Annotated in this window: 22 protein-coding genes; 5 read left to right on the top strand and 17 right to left on the bottom strand. The window is 60.4% G+C overall.

Annotated elements, in window-relative coordinates; genetic code table 11:
• Positions 1-213: 213 nt before the first annotated feature.
• Both AC07VO_RS27380 and AC07VO_RS27385 read right to left on the bottom strand, forming a co-directional pair.
• On the bottom strand, positions 214-3,285 hold the full coding sequence (locus tag AC07VO_RS27380) for an efflux RND transporter permease subunit (protein ID WP_086946361.1): 3,072 nt from the start codon (positions 3,283-3,285) through the stop codon (positions 214-216).
• A 6-nt stretch (positions 3,286-3,291) separates the two neighbouring features.
• A complete protein-coding gene (locus AC07VO_RS27385) occupies positions 3,292-4,392 on the bottom strand; it encodes an efflux RND transporter periplasmic adaptor subunit (RefSeq protein WP_019581601.1) in 1,101 nt (366 codons plus the stop codon).
• A gap of 94 nt (positions 4,393-4,486) precedes the next feature.
• Between AC07VO_RS27385 and AC07VO_RS27390 the strand changes: the two genes are divergently transcribed.
• Complete coding sequence (locus AC07VO_RS27390; RefSeq protein WP_018926667.1) at positions 4,487-5,131, top strand: TetR/AcrR family transcriptional regulator; 645 nt, start codon at positions 4,487-4,489, stop codon at positions 5,129-5,131.
• Between the two features lie 64 nt (positions 5,132-5,195).
• On the opposite strand, the gene AC07VO_RS27395 is transcribed toward AC07VO_RS27390, so the two are convergent.
• Positions 5,196-5,978, bottom strand: a complete 783-nt coding sequence (locus AC07VO_RS27395) for a class I SAM-dependent methyltransferase (protein WP_086946360.1) — start codon at positions 5,976-5,978, stop codon at positions 5,196-5,198.
• A gap of 93 nt (positions 5,979-6,071) precedes the next feature.
• Here AC07VO_RS27395 and AC07VO_RS27400 point away from each other — a divergent pair, with 93 nt between their 5' ends.
• On the top strand, positions 6,072-6,692 hold the full coding sequence (locus AC07VO_RS27400; RefSeq protein WP_086946359.1) for an energy transducer TonB: 621 nt from the start codon (positions 6,072-6,074) through the stop codon (positions 6,690-6,692).
• A 35-nt stretch (positions 6,693-6,727) separates the two neighbouring features.
• On the opposite strand, the gene AC07VO_RS27405 is transcribed toward AC07VO_RS27400, so the two are convergent.
• The 6 genes from AC07VO_RS27405 to ppc all read right to left on the bottom strand — a co-directional run bounded on the left by AC07VO_RS27405 (position 6,728) and on the right by ppc (position 13,371).
• Entirely contained in the window at positions 6,728-7,549 is an 822-nt protein-coding gene (locus tag AC07VO_RS27405) for an isocitrate lyase/PEP mutase family protein (protein WP_086946358.1), read from the bottom strand.
• 31 nt (positions 7,550-7,580) lie between these two features.
• The gene (locus AC07VO_RS27410; RefSeq protein ID WP_086946363.1) at positions 7,581-8,441 is read right to left on the bottom strand and encodes a DUF72 domain-containing protein; all 861 of its coding nucleotides are present in this window, start codon (positions 8,439-8,441) and stop codon (positions 7,581-7,583) included.
• Positions 8,438-8,743 carry a hypothetical protein gene (locus AC07VO_RS27415; RefSeq protein ID WP_007940187.1) on the bottom strand — a complete coding sequence of 102 codons (306 nt, stop codon included), beginning with the start codon at positions 8,741-8,743 and terminating at the stop codon, positions 8,438-8,440. Before AC07VO_RS27415 ends, AC07VO_RS27410 begins: the two co-directional genes overlap by 4 nt.
• A 278-nt stretch (positions 8,744-9,021) precedes the next feature.
• On the bottom strand, positions 9,022-9,696 hold the full coding sequence (gene tsaB, locus AC07VO_RS27420) for a tRNA (adenosine(37)-N6)-threonylcarbamoyltransferase complex dimerization subunit type 1 TsaB (RefSeq protein ID WP_018926673.1): 675 nt from the start codon (positions 9,694-9,696) through the stop codon (positions 9,022-9,024).
• 93 nt (positions 9,697-9,789) lie between these two features.
• Positions 9,790-10,437, bottom strand: a complete 648-nt coding sequence (gene adk / locus AC07VO_RS27425; RefSeq protein ID WP_018926674.1) for an adenylate kinase — start codon at positions 10,435-10,437, stop codon at positions 9,790-9,792.
• A 303-nt stretch (positions 10,438-10,740) separates the two neighbouring features.
• Positions 10,741-13,371 carry a phosphoenolpyruvate carboxylase gene (ppc, locus tag AC07VO_RS27430; RefSeq protein ID WP_064616255.1) on the bottom strand — a complete coding sequence of 877 codons (2,631 nt, stop codon included), beginning with the start codon at positions 13,369-13,371 and terminating at the stop codon, positions 10,741-10,743.
• 202 nt (positions 13,372-13,573) lie between these two features.
• On the opposite strand from ppc, the gene AC07VO_RS27435 reads away from it, so the two are divergent.
• The 3 genes from AC07VO_RS27435 (at position 13,574) to lptF (ending at position 15,448) form a co-directional block, all read left to right on the top strand.
• Positions 13,574-13,918 carry a hypothetical protein gene (locus tag AC07VO_RS27435; protein ID WP_064616254.1) on the top strand — a complete coding sequence of 115 codons (345 nt, stop codon included), beginning with the start codon at positions 13,574-13,576 and terminating at the stop codon, positions 13,916-13,918.
• Between the two features lie 286 nt (positions 13,919-14,204).
• A complete protein-coding gene (locus AC07VO_RS27440; RefSeq protein WP_018926677.1) occupies positions 14,205-14,603 on the top strand; it encodes a DUF4398 domain-containing protein in 399 nt (132 codons plus the stop codon).
• Between the two features lie 56 nt (positions 14,604-14,659).
• Positions 14,660-15,448 carry a lipotoxin F family OmpA-related lipoprotein LptF gene (gene lptF, locus AC07VO_RS27445; protein WP_064616253.1) on the top strand — a complete coding sequence of 263 codons (789 nt, stop codon included), beginning with the start codon at positions 14,660-14,662 and terminating at the stop codon, positions 15,446-15,448.
• Between the two features lie 254 nt (positions 15,449-15,702).
• On the opposite strand, the gene AC07VO_RS27450 is transcribed toward lptF, so the two are convergent.
• The 8 genes from AC07VO_RS27450 to AC07VO_RS27485 form a co-directional block, all read right to left on the bottom strand.
• Entirely contained in the window at positions 15,703-16,032 is a 330-nt protein-coding gene (locus AC07VO_RS27450) for a PA3694 family proteiin (RefSeq protein ID WP_007940182.1), read from the bottom strand.
• Complete coding sequence (locus AC07VO_RS27455) at positions 16,029-16,943, bottom strand: alpha/beta hydrolase (RefSeq protein WP_007940179.1); 915 nt, start codon at positions 16,941-16,943, stop codon at positions 16,029-16,031. The genes AC07VO_RS27450 and AC07VO_RS27455 overlap by 4 nt, the downstream gene beginning before the upstream one ends.
• 130 nt (positions 16,944-17,073) lie before the next feature.
• Complete coding sequence (locus AC07VO_RS27460; protein WP_172901247.1) at positions 17,074-18,324, bottom strand: flavohemoglobin expression-modulating QEGLA motif protein; 1,251 nt, start codon at positions 18,322-18,324, stop codon at positions 17,074-17,076.
• 63 nt (positions 18,325-18,387) lie between these two features.
• Entirely contained in the window at positions 18,388-18,942 is a 555-nt protein-coding gene (locus AC07VO_RS27465) for a hypothetical protein (RefSeq protein WP_064616250.1), read from the bottom strand.
• 70 nt (positions 18,943-19,012) lie between these two features.
• Positions 19,013-19,729, bottom strand: coding sequence for a TetR/AcrR family transcriptional regulator (locus AC07VO_RS27470; RefSeq protein WP_007940176.1), 717 nt, complete (start codon positions 19,727-19,729; stop codon positions 19,013-19,015).
• A gap of 102 nt (positions 19,730-19,831) precedes the next feature.
• Entirely contained in the window at positions 19,832-21,334 is a 1,503-nt protein-coding gene (gene lysS / locus AC07VO_RS27475) for a lysine--tRNA ligase (RefSeq protein WP_018926680.1), read from the bottom strand.
• Positions 21,335-21,443: 109 nt separating this feature from the next.
• A protein-coding gene (prfB, locus tag AC07VO_RS27480; protein WP_096481021.1) for a peptide chain release factor 2 occupies positions 21,444-22,539 on the bottom strand; the annotation gives its coding sequence in 2 pieces (ribosomal slippage) (positions 21,444-22,466 and positions 22,468-22,539; 1,095 coding nt in all).
• A gap of 283 nt (positions 22,540-22,822) precedes the next feature.
• Positions 22,823-23,824, bottom strand: coding sequence for a response regulator (locus AC07VO_RS27485; RefSeq protein WP_018926681.1), 1,002 nt, complete (start codon positions 23,822-23,824; stop codon positions 22,823-22,825).
• Positions 23,825-23,849: the final 25 nt, after the last annotated feature.

Consider the following 23,849-nt stretch of genomic DNA (forward strand, 5'->3'; position numbering starts at 1 on the left):
AATCGACCAGTGCCAGTTAAAAACTGTTACCTATGTGCTTGAACTGTTTTGTTACCTATGTGGGTGAGTCATACCCGAGCGTTTTTTGCTTCCTTTTTTAGGCGCTTGTAAAAAAGGGAGTCGCCGTAAGGGCGAAACCATAAGCCGCCGTTACCGCAGAAATGGATATGTACACCACCAACAAGAACATGGTCGGCCCGAAGGCCGCCAAGATCAAACCGGTTCTTTTTTCACTCTGAACCAAGCCGCATACAACGCCGGCAAGAACAGCAACGTCAACGCCGTCGCCACAATCAGCCCGCCCATGATCGCCACCGCCATCGGCCCGAAAAACACACTGCGCGATAATGGAATCATCGCCAGCACCGCCGCCAGCGCGGTCAACACAATCGGCCGGAAACGTCGCACCGTCGCCTCGATGATCGCCTGCCAGGGCTTGAGCCCGGCAGCGATGTCCTGCTCGATCTGATCCACCAGAATCACCGAGTTACGCATGATCATCCCGGACAGCGCGATGGTCCCGAGCATGGCGACGAAACCGAACGGCTGACGGAACACCATCAGGAACAGCGTCACCCCGATCAACCCCAGCGGCGCTGTCAGAAACACCATGGCAGTGCGTGAGAAACTGCGCAGTTGCAGCATCAGCAACGTCAGCACCACCACGATGAACAGCGGCACGCCGGCCTTCACCGAGTTCTGCCCACGAGCCGAGTCTTCCACCGTACCGCCGACTTCCAGCAGATAGCCGTCCGGCAGTTCGGCGCGGACCGGATCGAGGGTCGGCATGATTTGCTGCACCAGTGTCGCCGGTTGTTCCTTGCCGTAGATGTCGGCGCGAACCGTCACGTTGGGCAGGCGGTTACGGTGCCAGATGATGCCTTCTTCAAAGCCGTATTCCAGCGTGGCAATCTGCGACAGCGCCACGCTGCGACCGTTGTCGGTCGGCACGGCCAGGCTCGGCAGCAATGCCAGTTCAGTGCGCTCATGCACCGTGCCGCGCAGCAGGATCTCGATCAATTCGTTGTCTTCGCGGTACTGACTGACACTGGAGCCGGTCAGCGAGCTTCGCAGGAACCCCGAGAGGTTCGCCGTGCTCACGCCCAGCGCCCGCGCGCGATCCTGATCGACGTTCAGGTACACGACTTTGCTCGGCTCTTCCCAATCCAGATGCACGTTGGCCACGTGTGGGTTCTCGCGAACCTTGGCCGCGACTTTACGCGCCAGGGCGCGGACGTCCGCAATGTTCTCACCGGTGACCCGGAACTGCACCGGATAGCCAACCGGCGGGCCGTTTTCCAGACGCGTGACCCGCGAGCGCAGGGCCGGGAATTGTTCATTGAGGGTTTCGATCAGCCAAGTGCGCAGGGCTTCGCGGTCTTCGATGGTTTTGGCCAGGACAACAAATTGCGCAAAGCTTGCAGCCGGAAGTTGCTGGTCCAGCGGCAGGTAGAAACGCGGCGAACCGGTGCCGACATAAGCCACATAGTTGTCGATCCCGGCGTGATCCTTGAGCAGGCCTTCGAGACGCTTGACCTCCTCGGCGGTGTTGCTCAGGGAGGCACCTTCGGCGAGTTTCAGATCAACCATCAATTCCAGTCGCCCCGATGCCGGGAAGAACTGCTGCGGCACGAAACGGAACAGCACCACGGACGCGACGAACATCACGATGGTCAGCACGATCACCGTTTTGCGTCGGCGCACGCACCACTCCACCAGCCGTCTGACGCGCTGATAGAACGGCGTGCCGTAAGGGTCGGGTTGGCCGTCGCCAGTGCCGTGTTTGGCGGCGTGAATTTTCGCCAGGTCCGGCAGAAGTTTCTCCCCCAGATAAGGCACAAAAACCACGGCGGCCACCCACGACGCCAGTAGCGCGATGGTCACCACCTGGAAGATCGAGCGGGTGTACTCGCCGGTGCCCGATTGCGCGGTGGCGATCGGCAGGAAACCGGCGGCGGTGATCAACGTACCGGTGAGCATCGGGAACGCGGTGCTGGTCCAGGCATAGCTGGCGGCCTTGATCCGGTCGAAGCCCTGCTCCATTTTGATCGCCATCATTTCCACGGCGATGATCGCATCATCCACCAGCAAGCCCAGCGCCAGCACCAGCGCGCCGAGGGAAATCTTGTGCAGGCCTATCCCTAAGTAATACATGCAGGCGAACGTCATCGCCAACACCAGCGGTATCGCCAGCGCTACGACCATGCCGGTGCGCACGCCGAGGGAGAAGAAGCTCACCAGCAACACAATCGCCAGGGCCTCCACCAGCACCTGAACGAACTCGCCCACACCGGTTTTCACCGCGGCGGGTTGATCGGAGACTTTGCGCAACTGCATGCCAGCCGGCAGGTTTTGCTGAATCCGGGCGAACTCGATTTCCAGCGCCTTGCCCAATACCAGAATATCGCCACCGTCCTTCATGGCCACCGCCAGACCGATGGCGTCTTCAGCCATGAAGCGCATGCGCGGCGCCGGTGGATCGTTGAAGCCACGACGAACGTCCGCCACATCACCGATGCGGAACGTGCGATCTGCAACGCGAATCGGGAAGTTCTTGATCTCGTCGACCGTCTGAAAATTCCCCGAGACCCGTAGCTGCAAACGCTCGCTGGTGGTTTCGAAGAAGCCTGCGGTGGACATCGCGTTCTGTTCTTCAAGCGCCTGCTGCACCGCCGCCAGCGGCACCCCGAGGGTGGCCAGTTTAACGTTGGAGAGTTCGATCCAGACCTTCTCGTCCTGCAACCCGAGCAGGTCGACCTTGCCCACATCCTTGACCCGTTGCAGCTGGATCTGGATGCGGTCGGCGTAATCCTTGAGCACTGCGTAATCAAAGCCCTCGCCGGTCAGGGCGTAGATGTTGCCGAACGTGGTGCCGAATTCATCGTTGAAAAACGGGCCCTGGATACCCGGTGGCAGGGTCTGGCGAATATCGCCGATCTTCTTGCGGACCTGATACCAGAGGTCCGGGATATCCACCGAATGCATGGAATCGCGCGCCATGAACGTCACCTGGGACTCGCCCGGGCGGGAGAACGAGGTGATCCGTTCGTACTCCCCGGTTTCCATCAGTTTCTTTTCAATACGCTCGGTGACCTGGCGCGAAACTTCCTCGGCCGTGGCCCCCGGCCAGTTGGTACGAATTACCATGGCCTTGAAGGTGAACGGCGGGTCTTCGCTTTGGCCAAGCTTGGTGTAGGACAACGCCCCGACCACAGCCAGCAGGAGCATCAGGAACAGTACGATCTGGCGGTTACGCAGCGCCCATTCGGATAGATTGAAACCCATCGGGGATTACTCCTTGTGCGCCAGATTGACCACGCGATTGGAGCGATCCACCGGGCGCACTTGCTGCCCGTCGTGAAGCACATGAACACCGGCCGCCACCACCCAGTCGCTGGCGTTCAGTCCCTCGAGCACCGGCACGGTTTTCTCGCCAAATGCACCGACCCGCACCGGGACTTTTTTCAAGGTGTTGTTGGCGCCGACCACCCACACGTAGGTGGCGCCGTTTTCTGCGGTGAGGGCCGACAGCGGCACTGACAACGGCACCACTTCGGCAGTCTGGATGAACACCCGGGCGCTCTGGCCGAGTTCGGCGGGAACCTTGCCGGCGGTAAAAGCGATACGGGCGGCAAAAGTGCGGGATTTGGGATCGGCGGCAGGCGACAACTCACGGATCTGCCCAGGGAAACGCTGATCGGGTTGGGTCCAGAGCTCCACCGAGACCGGCTGACCGACCTTGAAGCGGCCGAAGCTCTGCTCCGGCAGGCTGATCAATACTTCGCGCTCGCCATCGGTGGCCAGGGTAAACACGGTTTGCCCGGCCGCCACCACTTGCCCGACTTCAACCGCACGCTTGGCCACCACGCCATCCTGCGGCGCACGCAGCACCGCGTAACTGGCCTGATTGGTCGAAACGTTGAATTCGGCTTTGATTTGCTTGAGGCGGGCCTCACCGGAGCGGTAGAGGTTTTCCGCGTTGTCGTACTGCGAACGGCTGACCATCTGCCGCTCCATCAGGGTCTTGTAGCGATCACGCTCGGCGCGCACCAGGTTCAGATTGGCTTCGGCAGCCGCGACCTGGGCACGGGTGGCTTCCAGTTGCAGGCGCACGTCCTGAGGATCGAGTTCCGCCAGGGGTTGGTCAGCCTTGACCCGCTGCCCTTCTTCGACCAGTCGTCGGCTGACTTTGCCGCCAATCCGGAAGGCAAGGTCCGGCTCATAACGCGCGCGAACTTCGCCGGGATAGCTTTCCATTGCCTGGGCCGAGGGCTCTGGCTGCACCACCATGGCCGGGCGCACGCTGACCGGAGGGGCTTCTTCATGGCCACATGCCGACAATAAAAAAGCCAGACTGACCGGCAACGCGAGGGGCAAGGCAAAGCGCAGCATGGTGAACGACCTTTCGCTAATGGGGCTTGGAATAATTATACTGACCAGTATGTTATTAATAGCAAACTCACCAGTCCAGTATTAAAAGCGAAGAATGTCAGACAATCTTTCCACCCCCAGCGGTCCGGGCCGTCCCAAGGATCTGGCCAAGCGCCGGGCAATCCTCGACGCGGCGAAAATCCTGTTTTTGAGTAAGGGATACGCCAACACCAGCATGGATGCCGTAGCGACTGAGGCCGGCGTGTCGAAGCTGACGGTCTACAGCCATTTCAACGACAAGGAGACGCTGTTCTCTTCCGCTGTCGTGGCCAAATGCGAGGAGCAATTGCCTCCGCTGGTTTTTGAATTGCCGGACGGCGTCGCCGTGGAAACCGTGCTGCTGAACATCGCACACGGCTTTCATCAACTGATCAACAGCGACGAATCGGTGAACCTGCACCGGCTGATGATGACGCTGGGCAGCCAGGACCCGAAACTCGCACAGATCTTCTTCGAGGCCGGGCCGGAACGCGTGCTGCACGGCATGGAGCGTTTGCTGAGCAAGATCGATCAGAGTGGCGTGTTGAGCATCGACAAACCGCGCAATGCCGCCGAGCACTTCTTCTGCCTGCTCAAGGGCGCGGGGAATTTCCGCTTGCTGTATGGCTGCGGCGAACCGGTAACCGGGGATGCGGCCGAAGCCCATGTGCAGGAAGTGGTGGGATTGTTTATGCGGGCGTATCGGCCGGAGTCGGCCTGATAGATATTTGGCGTGATGATCGTTCCCACGCTGCGTGGGAACGATCAGTGAAGGCGACTCGATCTTAAGGCTTGAGCGCTTTCTTCGGATAAATGTCATATCGGCTGGACTTGCCGTCCAGCGCATGGCTCGGCTTCGGCCCATCGATGCACGGCGCCTTGCGCGGGCGTTTGACCACCACCCGGTGGCTGGCCAGGGCTAAGGCCGCTGCGAGCAGGGCCGGCGCATCCGGATCATCGCCGACCAGCGGCCGGAACAGGCGCATTTCCTTCTTCACCAACGCGGTTTTCTCTCGATGGGGAAACATCGGGTCGAGGTAGATCACCTGCGGCGGCTCGCCTTCCCAGTTGCGCATCACCTCGATCGAATTGCCCTTGAGCAAACGCATACGCGCCACGATCGGCGCTACGTCGAAATCTTCCGCGCCGCGTGCCAGACCATCTTCAAGCAAGGCGCCGATCAGCGGCTGGCGCTCGATCAGGCTCATCTCGCAGCCCAGGCTGGCCAGCACGAACGCGTCCTTGCCCAGCCCGGCCGTGGCGTCCAGCACCCGTGGCCGCACGCCTTGGGCGATGCCGACCGCCTTGGCGATCATCTGACCGCTGCCGCCGCCGTACAACCGACGATGGGCCGCGCCACCCTCGACGAAGTCGACCCGCACCGGCCCCGGTGCATCCGGCCCCAGTTGTTGCAGTTGCAAACCCTGCTCACCCACCTGCAAGGCAAACTCGCCGTCATCCACCTGCAACGGCAAACCCAGGCGCTCGGCCCATTGCTCGGCCTGTGGCTGGAACGTCGCGCCCAAGGCTTCGACATGGATGCGGCAGGCCGCAGGTTGCTCAATCATGGGAAAACACGCTCAAAAAATTAATGATCGGCAAAAACGGCCGATAACCAAACTATCGAGCATTTTGCCAGAGCTGAGCGTCGACCGAGAAAAATGTCAGGCATTCAACGCACATCGATAGGTTACATCTCGCCCCACGGCGATTTTGGCCTGCGAAACTCCCAAGCACTGAGCGGCGTCAGTCACCTGTGGCAAGATTTTTTTGCCCAGGCCCTGGCCGATCAGTCGGGCGATGTGGTGCCGGCGTCTCTGGACTTTCCGCCGGTCGATCTCGACAGCCCGGTCGAACCGACCGTCGGCAGCGAGCTGCTGGCGCACATCATTTCCCAGCGCGAATGTGATGTGAAAGAAACCGAAGTCCGTCCGCCGGAGCCATTGTTCCTGCCAATTGCCGAGTTCGAAATGGACCTGGCCGATAAACCGTTCCCACCGTTCCCGCCGGAAGAAATCGTCGCGCAACAGAAACAGCAGGACTTCGAAAGCGGCTGGGTTCGCCCGATCGTGCTCACCGCCGGTCAACCGCTGCCCGAGCCTGGTGTCGCGCCGCAACCGCGTCCGCTGCACTTGCCAATCGCCGAGTTCGAACTCGACCTGCTGGACAAGCCATTCCCGCCGTTCTCACCGCAAGAGTTGGTGGAACAGCAGAAACAACTCGATTTCGATAACGGCTGGGCGCGCCCGATCGTTCTGCAGAACCTGCGCATCGCCGCATAACCCCTCAGCGGCCCAACCATCACGGCCCGACCTCGTCAGCCTTTGAAGAATTGATTGGCCTTCTGGAACGGCATCGACCGGGAAGTGAAGCCAAAGGTCCCGTGTTGCTGGATTTCCTCGGCCGCGCGCAAGAACTCGCCATACGCTGCCAAAGCCAGGGCTGAACCGACGCTGATGCGTTTGACGCCCATTTCGCTCAACTGCGCTACCGTCAGCTTGAGCCCGCCGGACATCAACACATTCACCGGTTTCGGTGCCACGGCGCGAACCACCGCCAAGACCTCTTCGGCATTGCGCAGGCCTGGGGCGTAAAGCACGTCCGCGCCGGCCTCGGCGAATGCCTGCAAACGGCGAATGGTGTCGTCGAGGTCAGGATTGCCGTGCAGATAGTTCTCGGCACGCGCCGTCAACGTGAAGGGGAAAGGCAAACTGCGCGCTGCTGCGACAGCGGCTTCGATACGCGCCACGGCATGCTCGAAGCAGTAGATCGGACCGTCTTCACGCCCGGTGGCATCCTCGATCGAACCGCCTACGGCACCGGCCTGAGCGGCCCGCAGAATACTTTGGGCGCACTCGGCAGGAGCGTCGGCAAAGCCGTTTTCGAGATCCACCGCGACCGGCAAATCAGTGGCCGCAACAATCGCCTCAACGTTTGCCAGGGTATCGTCGAGCGTCAGCCCACCATCAGGACGGCCCCGGGAAAAGGCATAACCGGCGCTGGTGGTTGCCAGTGCCTCGAAGCCCAGGCTGGCAAGCATTTTCGCTGAGCCGGCGTCCCAGGGGTTGGGAATGACAAAGGCGCCCTCGCGTTCGTGCAGTGCTTTGAACGCCTGGGCTCGAAGGGTTTGCGCATCCATTGGCAGACTCCTGAAAAAGGGAAAACCCGCTTCAGAGCAAACCAAGTTGCTCGGCGGCGGGTTCTCTGTATAGCTCAGGCAGCGGCGGCAAGCCAGGCAAACGCTGCATCAGTTGTGCGTGAAAACGTTGTGCCAGTTTCGCCGCCAGCAGGTTATCGGCGGTGTGCAGAAAGATATACGGCGTGCGGCCCTCTTCGATCCAGACGGCGATTTTCTCGACCCATGGCACCAGGAACGGATCGTTGGCTTCAAGTTCGGGGTGGCCGATGAAACGCACCTGTGGAAACTGAGTGAACGCCGCAGGGCGAGGCGGCACCCTGGGCTTTTTCGATTGGGCGTGAAGCACCGAAGGATCGGTCGAGGTGCAGCTGAACAGCGCTCGCGGATCGAGGCAAATGCGCTCGACACCACGGTCCAGCAACAGGCGATTGAGCATTCGCTCGGCATCGCCCTTGGCAAAGAACTCGTCATGCCGCACTTCGACCGCCAAGGGCCGGTCCACCGCATCGATAAAACCGGCCAGCTCTGACAGTCGTTGCGGGGTGAAGTTTTTGGACAATTGCAGCCACAATGGCGAAACCCGCGCCCCCAGAGGGCTGAGCAATTGCAGGAAAGTTTCTGTGGCGGTCAATTGTTCGCGCAGGTCACCGCTGTGGCTGATGTCGCCGGGAAACTTGGCTGTGAAGCGAAAGTGTTCGGGCATGGTCTCGGCCCAGCGCTGCACGGTGGCGGCAGCCGGGCTCGCGTAGAAGGTCGTATTGCCTTCCACGGCGTTGAACACTTGAGAATAAAGATCAAGAAACTCGGCGGGCCTGGCGTCCTGTGGATACAAGTAGTCGCGCCAGGCGTTTTCGCTCCAGGACGGGCAGCCGAGGTAATAAGGCAGCATCAGATGTACAGGTCGAGACCCAGCACATCCGCATCCCAATCGACAAAAGTGGCAGTGCTCAGGTAACTGGCCAGTGCCATCGCCACGCTTTTGCTCATGGCGCGGTGATAAATCATGTCTTGTTGACGCGCGGGAAGATTGCTCAGGCGTTGCGCGGAGGCTTTGGCGGCGCGGGCGGCCAATTGCTCTTCGGTAGGGAATTCCAGCTCGCCGTCGATATCGACGGAGTCATCCTCAGACACATGGCCTTTACGAGGCTTGCGCTTGATCGGGTAGGACTGGGAGGAAACGCCGTCTATACGCATAAGTGCATGCTCGGTATCGATGATGGCAGTTTAGTGGCGCATTACCCACTTCGCAAACCGCCGAGTGATAACTAGAACACAGAAAAGCGAAAAGGTTTAAAAGCGGCGGGCAGAAACTGATGATTAGCTGCGGTTGGAACACTTTGTGGCGAGGGAGCTTGCTCCCGCTGGGCTGCGAAGCTGCCCCCCACGCGCAGTCAGATACATCGCGCCGTCAGGTTCTACGGCTGCTCCGCAGCCGAACGGGAGCAAGCTCCCTCGCCACAGGACAACCGGGATCAACGCGCTTTCGGCGTCGCGACTTTATCGCGCAAATACACCGGCTGCGCCTGATCGGCCACGATCGCTTCACCGCGTTCCCAGGCGAAACGCGCCAGGGTCAGCAAATCTTCGGCGTGGGGCAGCATGCTCGCGTCCTGGCCGCTCAGGTTCACTGCAATACGCTCGGCATAACCCCAACCGGTGCCCGCGCCGAACCACTCGCCGCTGGCATCGACCGGCAACGCGGCGGCTTCCGGTGGCAATACCGCTTCGTTGCCCACCAGCCGCATCTCCCCCGCCGTTTCGCGGTAGCAGCCCCAATACACCTCATCCATACGCGCATCGATGGCTGCCGCGACCTGGCTGACGCCGTGTTCGCGATAAGCCCGCTGGGCGAGCACCGCGAGGTTGGAGACCGGCAACACCGGACGGTCCAGCGCAAACGCCAGCCCTTGCACCACGCCAATGGCGATCCGCACACCGGTAAACGCGCCCGGCCCACGACCGAACGCAATGGCGTCGACCGCTTGCAGCGTGGTCCCGGCATCGGCCAGCAGTTGCTGAATCATCGGCAACAGCTTCTGCGCATGCAGGCGCGGGATCACCTCGTAATGGCTCGTGACCTTGCCGTCATGCAGCAAGGCAACGGAGCAAGCTTCAGTCGCGGTGTCCAGGGCCAGCAAGGTGCTCATCGATGTATCCGTAAGAGAGGTCAGAAAAAGTGCGCCAGTATAAACAACTACGGCCCGCAAGCGGGCCGTAGAAGATGAAGCCGATCAGACTTTTCAGCTCAGTGCTTCAAGCACCTTGCCGGTAATCGTCTCAACCGAGCCGACACCCGGAATATGGCTGTACTTCGGCTTGCCCTGAGCAGCGGCCAGGCCTTGGTAGAACTCCACCAGAGGTTTGGTCTGGGAGTGGTAGACCGACAGGCGATGACGCACGGTTTCTTCGGTGTCGTCCTTGCGCTGCACCAGCTCTTCACCGGTGATGTCGTCTTTACCGGCGATTTTCGGCGGGTTGTACACGGTGTGGTACACGCGGCCGCTGGCCTCGTGAACGCGACGACCGGCGATACGCTGAACGATCTCTTCGTCATCGACGGCGATTTCGACCACGTTGTCCAGTTCCACGCCAGCTTCTACCAACGCTTCAGCTTGCGGAATGGTGCGCGGGAAACCGTCGAACAGGAAACCGTTGGCACAGTCAGGCTGCGCAATACGGTCCTTGACCAAAGCGATGATCAGATCGTCGGAGACCAGACCACCGGCATCCATGATGCTTTTGGCTTTGATGCCCAGCTCGGTGCCGGCTTTTACAGCAGCACGCAGCATGTCACCGGTAGAGATTTGCGGAATGCCGAACTTTTCGGTGATGAACTTAGCCTGAGTACCTTTACCGGCCCCGGGAGCTCCCAGCAGAATGACGCGCATTAGATGTGCTCCTCAATTTTTTATTTAGAATTACTTAAACAAAACAAAGGATTCGCCTCGTAGGGCCAATCTCAAAAAATAGGGTCGTGACCGCCCAAACGGCCAAAGGCTGATCAAGATACACAGCAGGCCCTGCCCACACAAGCCGCCGAAAGTCGGAGAAACCTGCGCAGGACGTGCCCTTTCGAAGGGGTACCCCAAGTCGCAACCCCGTCATTAACTGTCGCCTGACAGACCTTCTCAACCGCTCGCCGACAGGCACTCGACGCTCGCGCCAGGTGCCTGTTCCCTATGACGAAAACCTTAGCCGGTATTTCGCAAACCGGCGGCAATCCCCGCCACAGACACCAGCAACGCCTGTTCTACCGGGCTGCCCTGCGCTTCATCCTGCTGCCGCGAACGGGCCAACAGTTCGGCCTGCAATAGATGCAGCGGGTCGAGGTAGGTGTTGCGCAGGCGGATGAATTCAAGGGTGTCTGGGCTATGTGCCAGTAGCTGGGACTGACCCGTCAGCCCCAGGACCACCGCACAGGCCTGCGACAATAGGTCGCGTAAATGCGCACCCAAAGGGAGCAGATCCGGCTCGACCAGGCGCTCGTCGTAAGACTGGGCGATATCGGCGTCGGCCTTGGCCAGCACCATTTCCAGCATATCGATACGGGTGCGGAAGAACGGCCATTGCTCGCGCATCTGCCCCAGCAGCTCCCCTTCGCCGCGCTCCAGCGCCTTGCTCAGCGCCGTTTCCCAGCCGAGCCAGGCCGGCAACATCAGGCGCGTCTGGGTCCAGCCGAAAATCCACGGAATGGCGCGCAGGCTTTCGATGCCGCCGGCGCGGCGCTTGGCCGGGCGGCTGCCCAACGGTAAGCGCCCCAACTCCTGCTCCGGGGTGGACTGGCGGAAATACTCGACGAACTGCGGATTTTCCCGCACCACGGCGCGGTAAGCCTTGACCCCATCGGCGGCCAGTTCGTCCATCAAATGGCGCCAGGCAGGCGTAGGAGGTGGTGGCGGCAGCAAGGTCGCTTCCAGCACCGCCGCCAGGTACAGATTGAGGTTTTGCTCCGCGATGTCCGGCAGGCCGAATTTGAAACGAATCATTTCCCCCTGCTCGGTGGTGCGGAAACGCCCCGCCACCGACCCCGGCGGCTGCGACAGAATCGCTGCGTGCGCCGGGCCGCCACCACGGCCCACGGTGCCGCCACGGCCGTGGAACAACAGCAGCTCCACTTGTTGCTCCCGGCAAATATCCACCAGACGCTCCTGCGCCCGATACTGCGCCCAGGCCGCCGCCGTAGTGCCGGCGTCCTTGGCCGAGTCGGAATAACCGATCATCACTTCCTGCGGCCCTTGCAGGCGCGAGCGATAACCCGGCAGCAACAACAGCTTTTCGATCACCGGGCCCGCGTTATCGAGGTCGGCGAGGGTTTCGAACAGCGGCACCACGCGCATCGGCCGCAACACGCCGGATTCCTTGAGCAGCAACTGCACGGCCAGCACGTCGGAAGCGGCGCCAGCCATGGAAATCACATACGAGCCGAGGGAAGCCCCCGGCGCGGCAGCGATTTCCCGGCACGTCGCCAGCACTTCGGCGGTGTCGGCAGACGGCTTGAAGTAGGCCGGCAGCAACGGCCGGCGATTGTTCAGTTCGCGCATCAGGAAGGCGATGCGCTCCTCTTCGTTCCAGTCCTCATAACGACCCAGGCCGAGGTAATCGGTGATTTCGGTCATGGCTGCGGTGTGGCGCGAGGAGTCCTGTCGCACATCGAGGCGCACCAGAAACAGCCCGAACGTCACCGCTCGGCGCAGGCAGTCGAGCAACGGGCCATCGGCGATAACGCCCATGCCGCATTCATGCAGCGAGTGGTAACACAGCTCCAACGGGTCCAGCAGGTCGCGGTTGTTTTGCAGCACATCGGCGGACGCCGGCGTGGTGGCCGTCAGGGAGGCCTGGGCCCAATTACGGGTTGCGCGCAGGCGCTCACGCAGCTGTTTGAGTACCGCGCGGTAAGGCTCGGCGCTGTCGCCAGCCTTGGCTTTCAGGGCGTCACTGGCCTGTTGCATCGACAATTCGGCGGCGAGGTGATCGACATCGCGCACATACAAATCGGCAGCCATCCAGCGAGCCAGCAACAATACTTCGCGGGTCACGGCGGCGGTGACGTTGGGGTTACCGTCACGGTCGCCGCCCATCCACGAGGCGAAGCGAATCGGTGCGGCCTCCAGCGGCAGATGCAGGCCAGTGGCGGCATGCAGGGCCTGGTCGGCTTTGCGCAAATAGTTGGGAATCGCCTGCCACAACGAATGCTCGATCACCGCAAAGCCCCACTTGGCTTCGTCTACAGGTGTCGGGCGGGTGCGGCGGATTTCTTCGGTGTGCCAGGCTTCGGCGATCAGGCGCTGCAAGGTGGTCTTGATCTGCTCGCGCTCGGCGCTGGTCAGGTCGCGATGATCCAGGGCCGCCAGTTGCGCGGCGATCGCGTCGTATTTCTGGATCAGTGTGCGTCGCGCCACTTCGGTGGGGTGCGCCGTCAATACCAGCTCGATGTCCACCCGCCCCAATTGCCGGGCCAGGGATTCGGCGTCATGCCCCGCAGCCAACAGGCGAGTGAGCAGCTCCGGCAACACCCGGGCCTCGAACGGCGCGGGTTGTGACTCTTCGCGGCGGTGAATCAGCTGATATTGCTCGGCGATATTGGCCAGGTTGAGGAACTGGTTGAACGCCCGCGCCACCGGCAGCAATTCGTCCTCGCTCAACTGGTTGAGGCTGGCGCTGAGTTCGGCATCCATCGAACCGCGACGGTCGGCCTTGGCGCCTTTGCGGATTTGCTCGATCTTGTCGATAAAGCCATCCCCGTACTGCTCGCGAATGGTGTTGCCCAATAGCTCACCCAACAGGTGAACGTCCTCGCGCAAGCGTGCATCAATATCGGTCATCAGCAGTTCTCCAGCGAAAATCCGGGCGGCTATGCTTTGATAATAGAGAGTGCCGTTGTAAAGCGGTTCTTACAAGTAAACCAGGGACTGCAAACCCCGAACGTTGCAGCTAGGCTCAACACCAAGCCGTACAGCGGCTTGCCACCGGCCACCGCCGGACACTCACCCGGCCTGCCATGAGCAGGTGCGTAATGAGGTCATTATGAAAATCCGCGAGCTTGCCAAGCACTGGGAAGAAAACGCCAAGGGTCGCCTGACCGACTCCGGCTACACGATTCGTCTGGACGTGGAAGCCGCCGCACGGCTGGCGGCGATTATCGATATGTACCCCAAACGGCACCCTGAAGAACTGCTCGGAGAATTGATCGGCGCCGCCCTGGAAGAGCTCGAAGCGAGCTTTCCGTATGTGAAAGGGTCAACGGTGGTCGCCACCGATGAAGAAGGCGATCCGCTGTACGAAGACGTCGGTCCAACCCCGCGTTTTCTCGCCTTGTCCCGTCGTCACTTGCACGATTTGTCGACCGAAAACGACAAGCCAAAACACTGATTTGCGCGTCTTGCTCCCCTTCCAGAAATACGTATTTCCTGGCCCGTGCAGGGCCGGAAATACCTCTGCGCACGACTAAAGTTCCCGATTTAGAGCCTTGTCCGTCAGGTCAAAGTTTTTTCGGGCGAAAGGCCATTTTCTCTGAACTTTTAAAAAACGCCTCGGGTCAACCCAGTAACCACGCCTGGGACGGCCGTTTCAAAATGCTCTGGAAATCGAAGGTTGCGGCTCCTTGCCCAGGATGGATTCAGATGTATTTCAGGAGTTATCCAACGGAGTTGAAACCATGAAGACCAGCACTGCTTCATCCTCGTCCACCCACCTGCGCGGTCTCAAACTGGCGGCCCTGGCCATCGGCAGCAGTTTGGTTCTGGCCGGATGCGCCGGCAACCCGCCCACCGAGCAATACGCCGTGACTCAATCGACCGTGAACAGTGCCGTCAGCGCCGGAGGCACCGAATTCGCCGCGGTGGAAATGAAGTCCGCTCAGGACAAGCTCAAACAAGCCGAAATCGCCATGCACGACAAAAAGTATGACGAAGCCAAAATGCTCGCCGAACAGGCCGAGTGGGACGCCCGAGTGGCAGAACGCAAAGCCCAGGCGATGAAAGCCGAACAGGCTGTAAAGGACTCACAGAAAGGTGTTCAGGAACTGCGTCAGGAAAGTCAGCGCACCGTGCAGTGAGCGCGCATCCCGATTTTCAGGCCTGACACTTTTATCGATAGAAAGGACGAACCACCATGCGCAAACAACTGATGATACCCGCCCTCCTGGCCGCAAGCATTGCACTGGCTGCCTGCGCCACACCGCCCAACACCAACCTGGAGCAAGCCCGCACCAACTACGCCGGCCTGCAAGCCAACCCGCAAGCCAGCAAAGTCGCGGCACTGGAAACCAAAGACGCCAGCGATTACCTGGACAAGGCCGACAAGGCTTACCAGGACAAGGAAGACCAGAACAAGGTCGACCAACTGGCTTACCTGACCAACCAGCGCGTTGAAGTGGCCAAGCAGACCATCGCCCTGCGCACCGCGGAAAACAACCTGAAGAACGCCGCGGCTCAGCGAGCCCAGGCGCGTCTGGATGCCCGCGACCAGCAGATCAAACAATTGCAGGCCAGCCTCAACGCCAAACAGACCGATCGCGGCACGCTGGTAACGTTCGGTGACGTACTATTCGCCACCAACAAGGCCGACCTGAAACCCAGCGGCTTGGTGAACATCAACAAACTGGCGCAGTTCCTTCAGGAAAACCCCGACCGTAAAGTGATTGTCGAAGGCTACACCGACAGCACCGGCGCGGCGTCGTACAACCAGTCGCTGTCCGAGCGGCGCGCGACCTCGGTGCAAGTGGCCCTGATCAAGATGGGTGTCGACCCGGCGCGCATCGTGGTCCAGGGTTATGGCAAGGAATACCCGGTGGCCGAAAACACCAGCGTCTCCGGCCGTGCGATGAACCGTCGGGTGGAAGTGACCATTTCCAACGACAACCAGCCGGTGATACCGCGTTCGGCTGTCAGCTCGAACTAAGTTTCACCTGCTGAAACACAAAAGCCCCGCCTGATCGGATCAGGCGGGGCTTCTTATTGATCGAACACTTGTCTTGGGGCCAAGCAACCCTGTGGCGAGGGGGCTTGCCCCCGTTCGGCTGCGAAGCAGTCGTGAAACCATCCCGCAAGGTGTACCTGACAAAACGCGAATGCAGGTTTTAGGGCCGCTTCGCGACCCAACGGGGGCAAGCCCCCTCGCCACAAGGGTTCATCATTGCCAATGGAGGTGGGATTTTACTGTTCGAGTTTTTGCGGGGTTTCCTGGCCCATGCAGCGCACGGCTTTTTTCTTGTTGTTGACCAGTACGCCGGTCAGGCCTTTCTGTTCGGTATCAAACATCACCAGTACGCCATCGATGCACTGCGCCACTTGCGCAGCCGGTTCCAGGGAGATTTTGTAGTCTTCGCCCGGCACGGTCTTGAGCATGGTGAAGTCGCTGAGCAGCAACGCATCCTCAGGTTTGGCGAAGTGCAGGTAGCCGTACCACCACAGGGCCCCGACGGTGCCGAGGATGCTGCAAATACCGGTGATGATCAGCGGGATGGCGTTACGTTCTTCACTCATTGCGGACTCTCTGGTGGTTCATCTTCAGAATTCGGGGGTGCCGGGTAATTCGGAATTTCACCCAGGCGGCGCAGGCCGTTGAAATGCTGCGGGTCTTCGAGGTAACGCAGCATGACTTTTCGCCAGACCGGGTCGGCGAAGGTTTGCACATGACCGCCCCGGGTCAGTTGCAGCACTCGCGGCGGCGGCGCAGCTTGATACAGTCGGATGCCGTTGGAAAGGGGCACCAGCTGATCATCGATACTGTGATAGATCAGTTTCGGTACACCATTGAGCTGCGTCATGGAACGGATCGCGCTATCGCCATCCGGCACCAGCCAGGACAACGGCACCTGGAACGGCCAGGTCATCCAGGAGGTGCTGAGGGCGAAACGCCCGACATCGCGGTAGCTGGCAGGCACGCCATCGAGCACGAAAGCCTTGAGTTGCCGCTGGCGCTCGGGATGCTGGGCCAGGTAATGCACGGCCATCGAACCGCCAAGGCTCTGACCGAGAAGGATCAACGGCTTGCCCTTGACCTCCGGCGCCTGGTCGAGCCATGTGAAGGCGGCGTCGATGTCCTGATAAATCTCCGGCAACGCCGGCTTACCTTCGGACAATCCGTACCCGCGATAGTCCACCAGCAACACCTGATAGCCCTGCTTCGGCAACCACCAGCTCGCACCCAGATGCCACGCCAGGTTGCCGCCGTTACCGTGCAGATGCAGCACAGTGCCTTTGACTTCGACGCCTTTTTTCGCCGGCAGCCACCAGCCATGCAGCTTGAGGCCGTCGGCAGTGGTCAGGGTGACGTCGCGATAGTCGAGCTTGGCTTTTTCCGGGGTGAACGGCTGGCCGGGCTCGGGGTAGAACAGCAAAGAGCTGCAACCGCCGAGGGCCAGGAGCAGGCAGAAGATGCCGAGGATTCTCATCCGGTGAAGCCTCAATGTGGGTGATCGTTCCCATGCTCCGCGTGGGAGTGCATACCGTGACGCTCTGCGTCACAGTGGACGCGAAGCGTCCATGGCGGCATTCCCAAGCAGAGCGTGGGAATGATCTGAATCAAAGGATATTGGAGTAATCCGCTTCGATCCGGTCCAGGCTCAGGTGGTTGAGGAAGTTGGAGAAGCACATCCACGCCGACAACGCGTTCATGTCGCGGAACTGCTCGGGCAGGTACTTGGGCGGCACCACCAGGCCTTCGTCCACCAATTGGCGCAAGGTCCGCATGTCCTCCAGCGTAGTCTTGCCGCAGAACAACAGCGGTATCTGCTCCAGCTTGCCTTTGCGCACGGCCAACTGAATGTAGTTGTAAATCATGATAAAGCCCTTGAGGTAGGACAAGTCTTTGGTAAATGGCAGACCATTCGGCACCGAGCCGCGGAACACCCGACTGGCATTGCCGTAGCTTTCGGCCATTTCAAAGCCCTGAGCCCGGAAGAACTCAAAGATCTGCAAGAAGTCCGCGCCCTCCTCCACCATATGAATGGCGCGGGTGCGGTTGGTCAGTTTGCGCAAGCGGCTCGGGTAGGAGGCGAAGGTGATGATTTCCATCAGGATCGCCAGGCCCTCCTGAGTCACGGTGGACGACGGCGGGCCCTTGGACAGGAACGTACAGATCGGCTGATTCAGGCCGTTGAGGGTGGTGCCCACATGCACCAGCCCTTCATGGACTTCCAGCGCACGCACGTCGCGATTGTTGAACATCGCGTCGGTGCGGATCTTGATGTAGTCGGCGCCGGCCGCCGCGTCGGCGACGATCCCGTCGGACTCGAACACCCGGATGGTTTCCTCGTTTTCGCCAAACACCTTGTTCAACCGATGTTGCAGCAGGTCGACGGCTTCCTTGGCGGTGAGGACTTTCGGTTCGTCCTTGAGGTCGCCACGGCCGTCGATGTTGTTCAGGTAATCGGAGAGCATCAGCCCCAGGTCGGCCAGGGTCGGGTCGCCGGCGTGAAACGCATCGGAGGCCGCGCCGTACAATTCCTGGGAAATCAGCCCGAAATCCTCGGTGCCGCGCGCTTCAAGCATGCGCACCACCATGCGGTATTCCTTGCACATGCGGCGCATGATCTGCCCGACCGGGTTGAACTGGCCAAGTTGCCGAGTGATGTCGCGCTCGATGTTCTGGAACTCCAGCTTCACTTTGCTGGAGTCGAACGACAGCGGTCGATTGAGGTAGTAGTCGCGGTCCACGGCCGGCATTTCCTTGCCCTTGCCCTTGAGGAACCCCTTGCGAATACTGTCATCCCACTTGACCGCATCCAGAATGCGAATCGGCGTCTGCGCCAGCACTATGCGATCGGACAACATGCGTATCGTCTGCTGGTATTCGTCCACCCGAGACTCCTGTAGTAAAGCTGTTACGTGCTGGGTTTATTTGGTTTTGGCCAGGCGCTGATAGCGTACCGCTTCGACGAAGACATCGGAATTGGCCGGGTCGTCGAGGTAGGCGAATACCTGATCCAGGCTGTTGTTGATCAACACCCCATCGCCATCTTCAGTCTGAAAGCCTTCGCCACTGAGGGCTTCTTGCCCCATGGCCTGTCTGATCTGCTCAAGGTCGAGGTTGTAGACCACCAGTTCGTGCTTATCGTTGAGCTCGAAACCGGCGATGGTGAAATGCCCGCCGAACTGCGCCGGCACCTTCGCCGACAGATACCAGCGATTGCCATGGCGCGACACCGTGAAAGGATAGGCTTCGCGCTCATGGGGTTTGGCCTTGAAGTAGCTGACCGCCTGGTAGTGATTGTCGCCGACGCGTGTCAGTTCCAGGTTCATCGGCTCGCCCCAGGCATTGGTGCTGGCCCATTTGCCGAGCAACCCTTTGGGCGCGGACTCGCTGGCGGGCAGCGACTCCTTGAAGGTCACCAGGCAGCCACTGAGCAGCAGGAACGACAAGGCGATCACCACGACACGCCAGGCTTTCATTCAACACTCCCTATCGACACACGATGCCCCCTACTGGCCACTCTCCCACAGGGTTGAGTCCCACAAGGGGTTACACCGACGCCAGTACCAGGTGCATGTAGCGGGTCAGGATGCCGAGCATTTCCTCTTCGGCAACAGGCTCGGCATCGTTGAGCAGGCCCTGATATTCCATCCGTCCGACAATCGCCGTCAACACTTTGGCATCTTGTTGTGGCTCGCGGGAACCCAATACTTCGAAAAGCTGGCAGGTGCCCTGCAAGAGAATTTGTTGATGGGAACGCACCAACAACGCCAGACGCGGGTTGAGCAACGCTTCCTGACGGAAGGCTTGCTCGGCCATCAGGTGCTCGCGGCGATTGATCAATTGCCGATGAACATAGTCAGCCATCAGCCGTGCGATATCGTCCGCCAGCTGTGAGCGCGACTCGGCGGTGCCATCACCGCTGACAACCATCTCGCGCAACAGGCCTTCGTTGCTGGCCCACAACCGGGCCATGTATGCCGCGCTGCGCTCCACGTATTGGGCGAAGGTATCGGTGAGCAGGTCATCGATGTCCTTGAAATAGTAAGTGGTGGCCGACAGCGGCACACAGGCCTCGGCTGCCACCGCACGGTGCCGCACGGCCCGCACGCCATCGCGCACGACAATGCGCATCGCCGCGTCGAGAATGTCCTGTCGACGCTGTTCGCTGCCCTGTCGGCTGGCCTTGCGGCCCTGGTACTGAACACTTTCAGCGACCGCAGTGGCGATATCCGCTGCACCTTCTTGAGCAATTGCACGATTCACGACAGGTATTCCTCTCTAACGTCAAAAGTAACCAATTGATACGTTTGTACCAGACAGGCAATAAAAAGCCGCCTGTTTTAGGCGGCTTTTTAATTGAAACATTTACGCTTGCGGGCGCATGTGCGGGAACAGGATCACGTCGCGAATCGACGGTGAGTTGGTCAGCAACATCACCAGACGGTCGATGCCGATCCCTTCACCGGCGGTCGGCGGCATGCCGTACTCCAGCGCACGAACGAAGTCGGCGTCGTAGTGCATGGCTTCATCGTCGCCAGCGTCCTTGTCGGCCACCTGTGCCATGAAGCGCTCAGCCTGGTCTTCCGCGTCGTTCAACTCGGAGTAGGCGTTGGCGATTTCACGGCCGCCGATGAACAGTTCGAAACGGTCGGTGACGTTCGGGTTCTCGTCGTTACGACGGGCCAGCGGCGACACTTCGAACGGGTACTGGGTAATGAAGTGCGGCTGTTCCAGCTTGTGCTCGACCAGTTCTTCGAAAATCATCACCTGCAGTTTGCCCAGGCCTTCGAAACCGAGCACCTTGGCGCCGGCCTTCTTGGCGATGGCGCGGGCCTTGTCGATGTCGTTCAGGTCGGCAGCGGTCAGTTCAGGGTTGTACTTGAGGATCGAGTCGAACACCGACAGGCGCACGAACGGCTCGCCGAAGTGGAACACCTTGTCGCCGTAAGGCACGTCGGTGCTGCCCAGAACCAGCTGCGCCAGTTCGCGGAACAGTTCCTCGGTCAGGTCCATGTTGTCTTCGTAGTCAGCGTGGGCCTGGTAGAACTCGAGCATGGTGAACTCGGGGTTGTGCCGGGTCGAAACGCCTTCGTTACGGAAGTTGCGGTTGATTTCGAAGACTTTTTCAAACCCGCCAACAACAAGCCGCTTGAGGTACAGCTCCGGCGCAATGCGCAAGAACATCTGCATGTCCAGCGCGTTGTGGTGAGTTTCGAACGGCTTGGCCGCCGCACCGCCCGGAATGGTTTGCAGCATCGGCGTTTCGACTTCCAGGAAGTCACGCTTCATCAGGAAGCTGCGGATGTGCGCAATCACTTGCGAACGCACGCGGAAGGTCTGGCGCACGTCTTCGTTGACGATCAGGTCGACGTAACGCTGGCGGTAGCGCTGCTCGGTGTCGGACAGGCCGTGGTGCTTGTCTGGCAGCGGGCGCAGGGATTTGGTCAGCAGGCGCACGTTGGTCATTTCAACGTACAGGTCGCCCTTGCCGGAACGGGCCAGGGTGCCTTCGGCGGCAATGATGTCGCCCAGGTCCCAGGTTTTCACCGCGGCCAGGGTCTCTTCGGACAGGGTTTTACGGTTGACGTAAACCTGGATGCGCCCGGACATGTCCTGAATCACCATGAACGAGCCACGGTTGAGCATGAGACGACCGGCAACCTTGACCGGGATCGCAGCCTCTGCCAGCTCTTCCTTGGTCTTGTCCGCGTACTTCTTCTGCAAGTCTTCGCAGTAGGCGTCGCGGCGGAAGTCGTTGGGGAAGGCCTGGCCCTTGGCGCGCTCGGCAGCAAGCTTTTCCTTGCGCAGGGCGATCAGGGAGTTTTCTTCCTGTTGCAGGGCTTGCGGGTCGAGTTGTAGGTCGCTCATGTCTTTAAATATTCCATCAGGTTCGTTGCCCCGGCCTTCGGCCGGGGATCGCTGGCAAGCCAGCTCCTACAGGGATCGCGCTGTATCAGGCGATCCTGTATTGCACGTCTTACAGCCCTTGTTTCAGGCTCGCCACCAGGTATTCGTCGATGTCGCCGTCGAGCACCTTGTCGCAGTCGCTGCGTTCGATGTTGGTGCGCAGATCCTTGATCCGCGAGGCATCGAGCACGTACGAACGGATCTGGTGACCCCAGCCGATGTCCGACTTGGTGTCTTCCAGGGCCTGGGAGGCGGCGTTGCGTTTCTGCACTTCCTGCTCGTACAAGCGCGCCCGCAACATTTTCATCGCGGTGTCTTTGTTGGCGTGCTGGGAGCGTTCGTTCTGGCAGCTGACCACGGTGTTGGTCGGTACGTGAGTAATCCGTACGGCCGAGTCGGTGGTGTTTACGTGCTGACCACCGGCACCGGAGGAGCGGTAGGTGTCGATGCGCAGGTCCGACGGGTTGATGTCGATTTCGATGTTGTCATCGATTTCCGGCGACACGAACACGGCCGAGAACGAGGTGTGACGACGGTTGCCGGAGTCGAACGGGCTCTTGCGCACCAGACGGTGCACGCCGATTTCGGTACGCAGCCAGCCAAAGGCGTATTCACCCTTGATGTGCACGGTCGCGCCTTTGATACCGGCGACTTCACCGGCCGACAATTCCATGATGGTCGCGTCGAAACCCCGTTTATCCGCCCAGCGCAGGTACATGCGCAGCAGGATGTTGGCCCAGTCCTGGGCCTCGGTACCGCCGGAGCCGGCCTGGATGTCCAGGTAGGCGTTGTTCTGGTCCATCTCGCCGCTGAACATGCGACGGAATTCGAGCTTCTCGAGGGCTTCGCGCAGGCGCTCCACTTCAAGGGCTACGTCGTCGACGGCGGCCTGGTCTTCTTCCTCGGCAGACATCAACAGCAGGTCCTTGGCATCGGCCAGACCGCTGGACATTTCATCGAGGGTTTCTACGATCTGGGCCAGCGCAGAGCGCTCGCGACCCAGGTTCTGAGCGTACTCAGGGTTGTTCCAGACACTCGGATCTTCAAGCTCGCGATTGACTTCGGTCAGACGCTCATGCTTTTGATCGTAGTCAAAGATACCCCCGAATAGTTTCGGAGCGCTCGGACAGGTCCTTGATACTGTTAAGGATCGGGTTGATTTCCATGGCGGGCAGCACTCGTTGGCGAACTTTTGAAAGCCGGCGAGTATAACGTAATCACGCTGTCAAGGCAGCCCGCCTGGCGGCTTTAGGGGCGAATGGTTTACGGAATAACGCGGGGGGCCCGTAGCAGCTGCCGAGCCCGCGAGGCTGCGTTCGGCGGCGCAGCCGTCGTAAAGTCAGACAACGCGGTCATTCAGGCAAACCGCATACACAGGACTTGCGAGGACTTCGTCCTCGAACGCAGCCTCGCGGGCTCGGCAGCTGCTACAGCGCTACAGTCAGCGGGTTACTCAATTCCCACCTGATTGCGCCCATTGTTCTTCGCCAGGTACAGCCCCTTGTCCGCCGCCAAGATCAATTGCCGGCAGTCGCTGCCCGGCTGCGGGATCACGGTCGACAGGCCGATGCTGATGGTCAGGCACGAACCTTCGGTCGGGAAAACGTGCGGGATCTTCAATCCGACCACGGTCTGGCGCAGTTTTTCCGCCACCAGCCGCGCACCGCCCGGCGAGGTGTTGGGCAAGACCAGGACGAACTCTTCGCCGCCGTAACGGGCCGGCAGGTCCGATGGCCTGGCACTGGCGTCGCGAATGGCCGTGGCGACTTTGCGCAGGGCTTCATCGCCTTCGAGGTGGCCAAAACTGTCGTTGTAGGACTTGAAATAGTCGACATCGATCATCAGCAACGACAATTGCGTCTGGTCACGCAACGAACGCCGCCACTCCAGTTCCAGGTATTCGTCGAAGTGCCGACGGTTCGACAGCCCGGTCAGGCCGTCGGAGTTCATCAAGCGTTGCAGCACCAGGTTGGTGTCGAGCAACTGTTGCTGGCTGACCCGCAACGCACGGTACGCCGCGTCACGCTGCAGCAGGGTCATGTAGGAGCGTGAGTGATAGCGGATGCGCGCCACCAGTTCGATGTTGTCCGGCAGCTTGACCAGGTAATCGTTGGCCCCGGCGGCAAACGCCGCGCTCTTGATCAGCGGGTCTTCCTTGGTCGACAGGACAATGATCGGAATGTCCTTGGTCGCCGGGTGATTACGGTATTCGCGCACCAGGCTCAGGCCGTCCAGGCCGGGCATGACCAGATCCTGAAGGATCACCGTCGGCTTGATGCGGATCGCCTGGGCGATGGCCTGGTGCGGGTCGGCGCAGAAGTGGAAGTCGATGTTTTCTTCGTTCGACAGACCACGGCGCACCGCCTCGCCGATCATCGCCTGATCGTCCACCAACAACACCATGGCGGCGTTTTCGTCGGTTTTGAAGTCATCGAGCTGTAATTCATTCATGTGCGGTCACCTGAGTACTGCTTGG

Source organism: Pseudomonas sp. GW821-FHT03E01 (genome assembly GCF_059420765.1).

Bases quoted from the DNA above. Each gene is read 5' to 3' on its own strand.
- AC07VO_RS27395 (WP_086946360.1), bottom strand. From the start codon at position 5,978: ATGATTGAGCAACCTGCGGCCTGCCGCATCCATGTCGAAGCCTTGGGC.
- lptF (WP_064616253.1), top strand. From the start codon at position 14,660: ATGCGCAAACAACTGATGATACCCGCCCTCCTGGCCGCAAGCATTGCA.
- tsaB (WP_018926673.1), bottom strand. From the start codon at position 9,696: ATGAGCACCTTGCTGGCCCTGGACACCGCGACTGAAGCTTGCTCCGTT.
- AC07VO_RS27380 (WP_086946361.1), bottom strand. From the start codon at position 3,285: ATGGGTTTCAATCTATCCGAATGGGCGCTGCGTAACCGCCAGATCGTA.
- AC07VO_RS27465 (WP_064616250.1), bottom strand. From the start codon at position 18,942: ATGAAAGCCTGGCGTGTCGTGGTGATCGCCTTGTCGTTCCTGCTGCTC.
- AC07VO_RS27385 (WP_019581601.1), bottom strand. From the start codon at position 4,392: ATGCTGCGCTTTGCCTTGCCCCTCGCGTTGCCGGTCAGTCTGGCTTTT.
- AC07VO_RS27400 (WP_086946359.1), top strand. From the start codon at position 6,072: ATGTCAGGCATTCAACGCACATCGATAGGTTACATCTCGCCCCACGGC.
- AC07VO_RS27390 (WP_018926667.1), top strand. From the start codon at position 4,487: ATGTCAGACAATCTTTCCACCCCCAGCGGTCCGGGCCGTCCCAAGGAT.
- ppc (WP_064616255.1), bottom strand. From the start codon at position 13,371: ATGACCGATATTGATGCACGCTTGCGCGAGGACGTTCACCTGTTGGGT.
- AC07VO_RS27460 (WP_172901247.1), bottom strand. From the start codon at position 18,324: ATGTTGTCCGATCGCATAGTGCTGGCGCAGACGCCGATTCGCATTCTG.
- AC07VO_RS27415 (WP_007940187.1), bottom strand. From the start codon at position 8,743: ATGCGTATAGACGGCGTTTCCTCCCAGTCCTACCCGATCAAGCGCAAG.
- lysS (WP_018926680.1), bottom strand. From the start codon at position 21,334: ATGAGCGACCTACAACTCGACCCGCAAGCCCTGCAACAGGAAGAAAAC.
- AC07VO_RS27450 (WP_007940182.1), bottom strand. From the start codon at position 16,032: ATGAGTGAAGAACGTAACGCCATCCCGCTGATCATCACCGGTATTTGC.
- AC07VO_RS27485 (WP_018926681.1), bottom strand. From the start codon at position 23,824: ATGAATGAATTACAGCTCGATGACTTCAAAACCGACGAAAACGCCGCC.
- AC07VO_RS27455 (WP_007940179.1), bottom strand. From the start codon at position 16,943: ATGAGAATCCTCGGCATCTTCTGCCTGCTCCTGGCCCTCGGCGGTTGC.
- AC07VO_RS27440 (WP_018926677.1), top strand. From the start codon at position 14,205: ATGAAGACCAGCACTGCTTCATCCTCGTCCACCCACCTGCGCGGTCTC.
- adk (WP_018926674.1), bottom strand. From the start codon at position 10,437: ATGCGCGTCATTCTGCTGGGAGCTCCCGGGGCCGGTAAAGGTACTCAG.
- AC07VO_RS27435 (WP_064616254.1), top strand. From the start codon at position 13,574: ATGAAAATCCGCGAGCTTGCCAAGCACTGGGAAGAAAACGCCAAGGGT.
- AC07VO_RS27405 (WP_086946358.1), bottom strand. From the start codon at position 7,549: ATGGATGCGCAAACCCTTCGAGCCCAGGCGTTCAAAGCACTGCACGAA.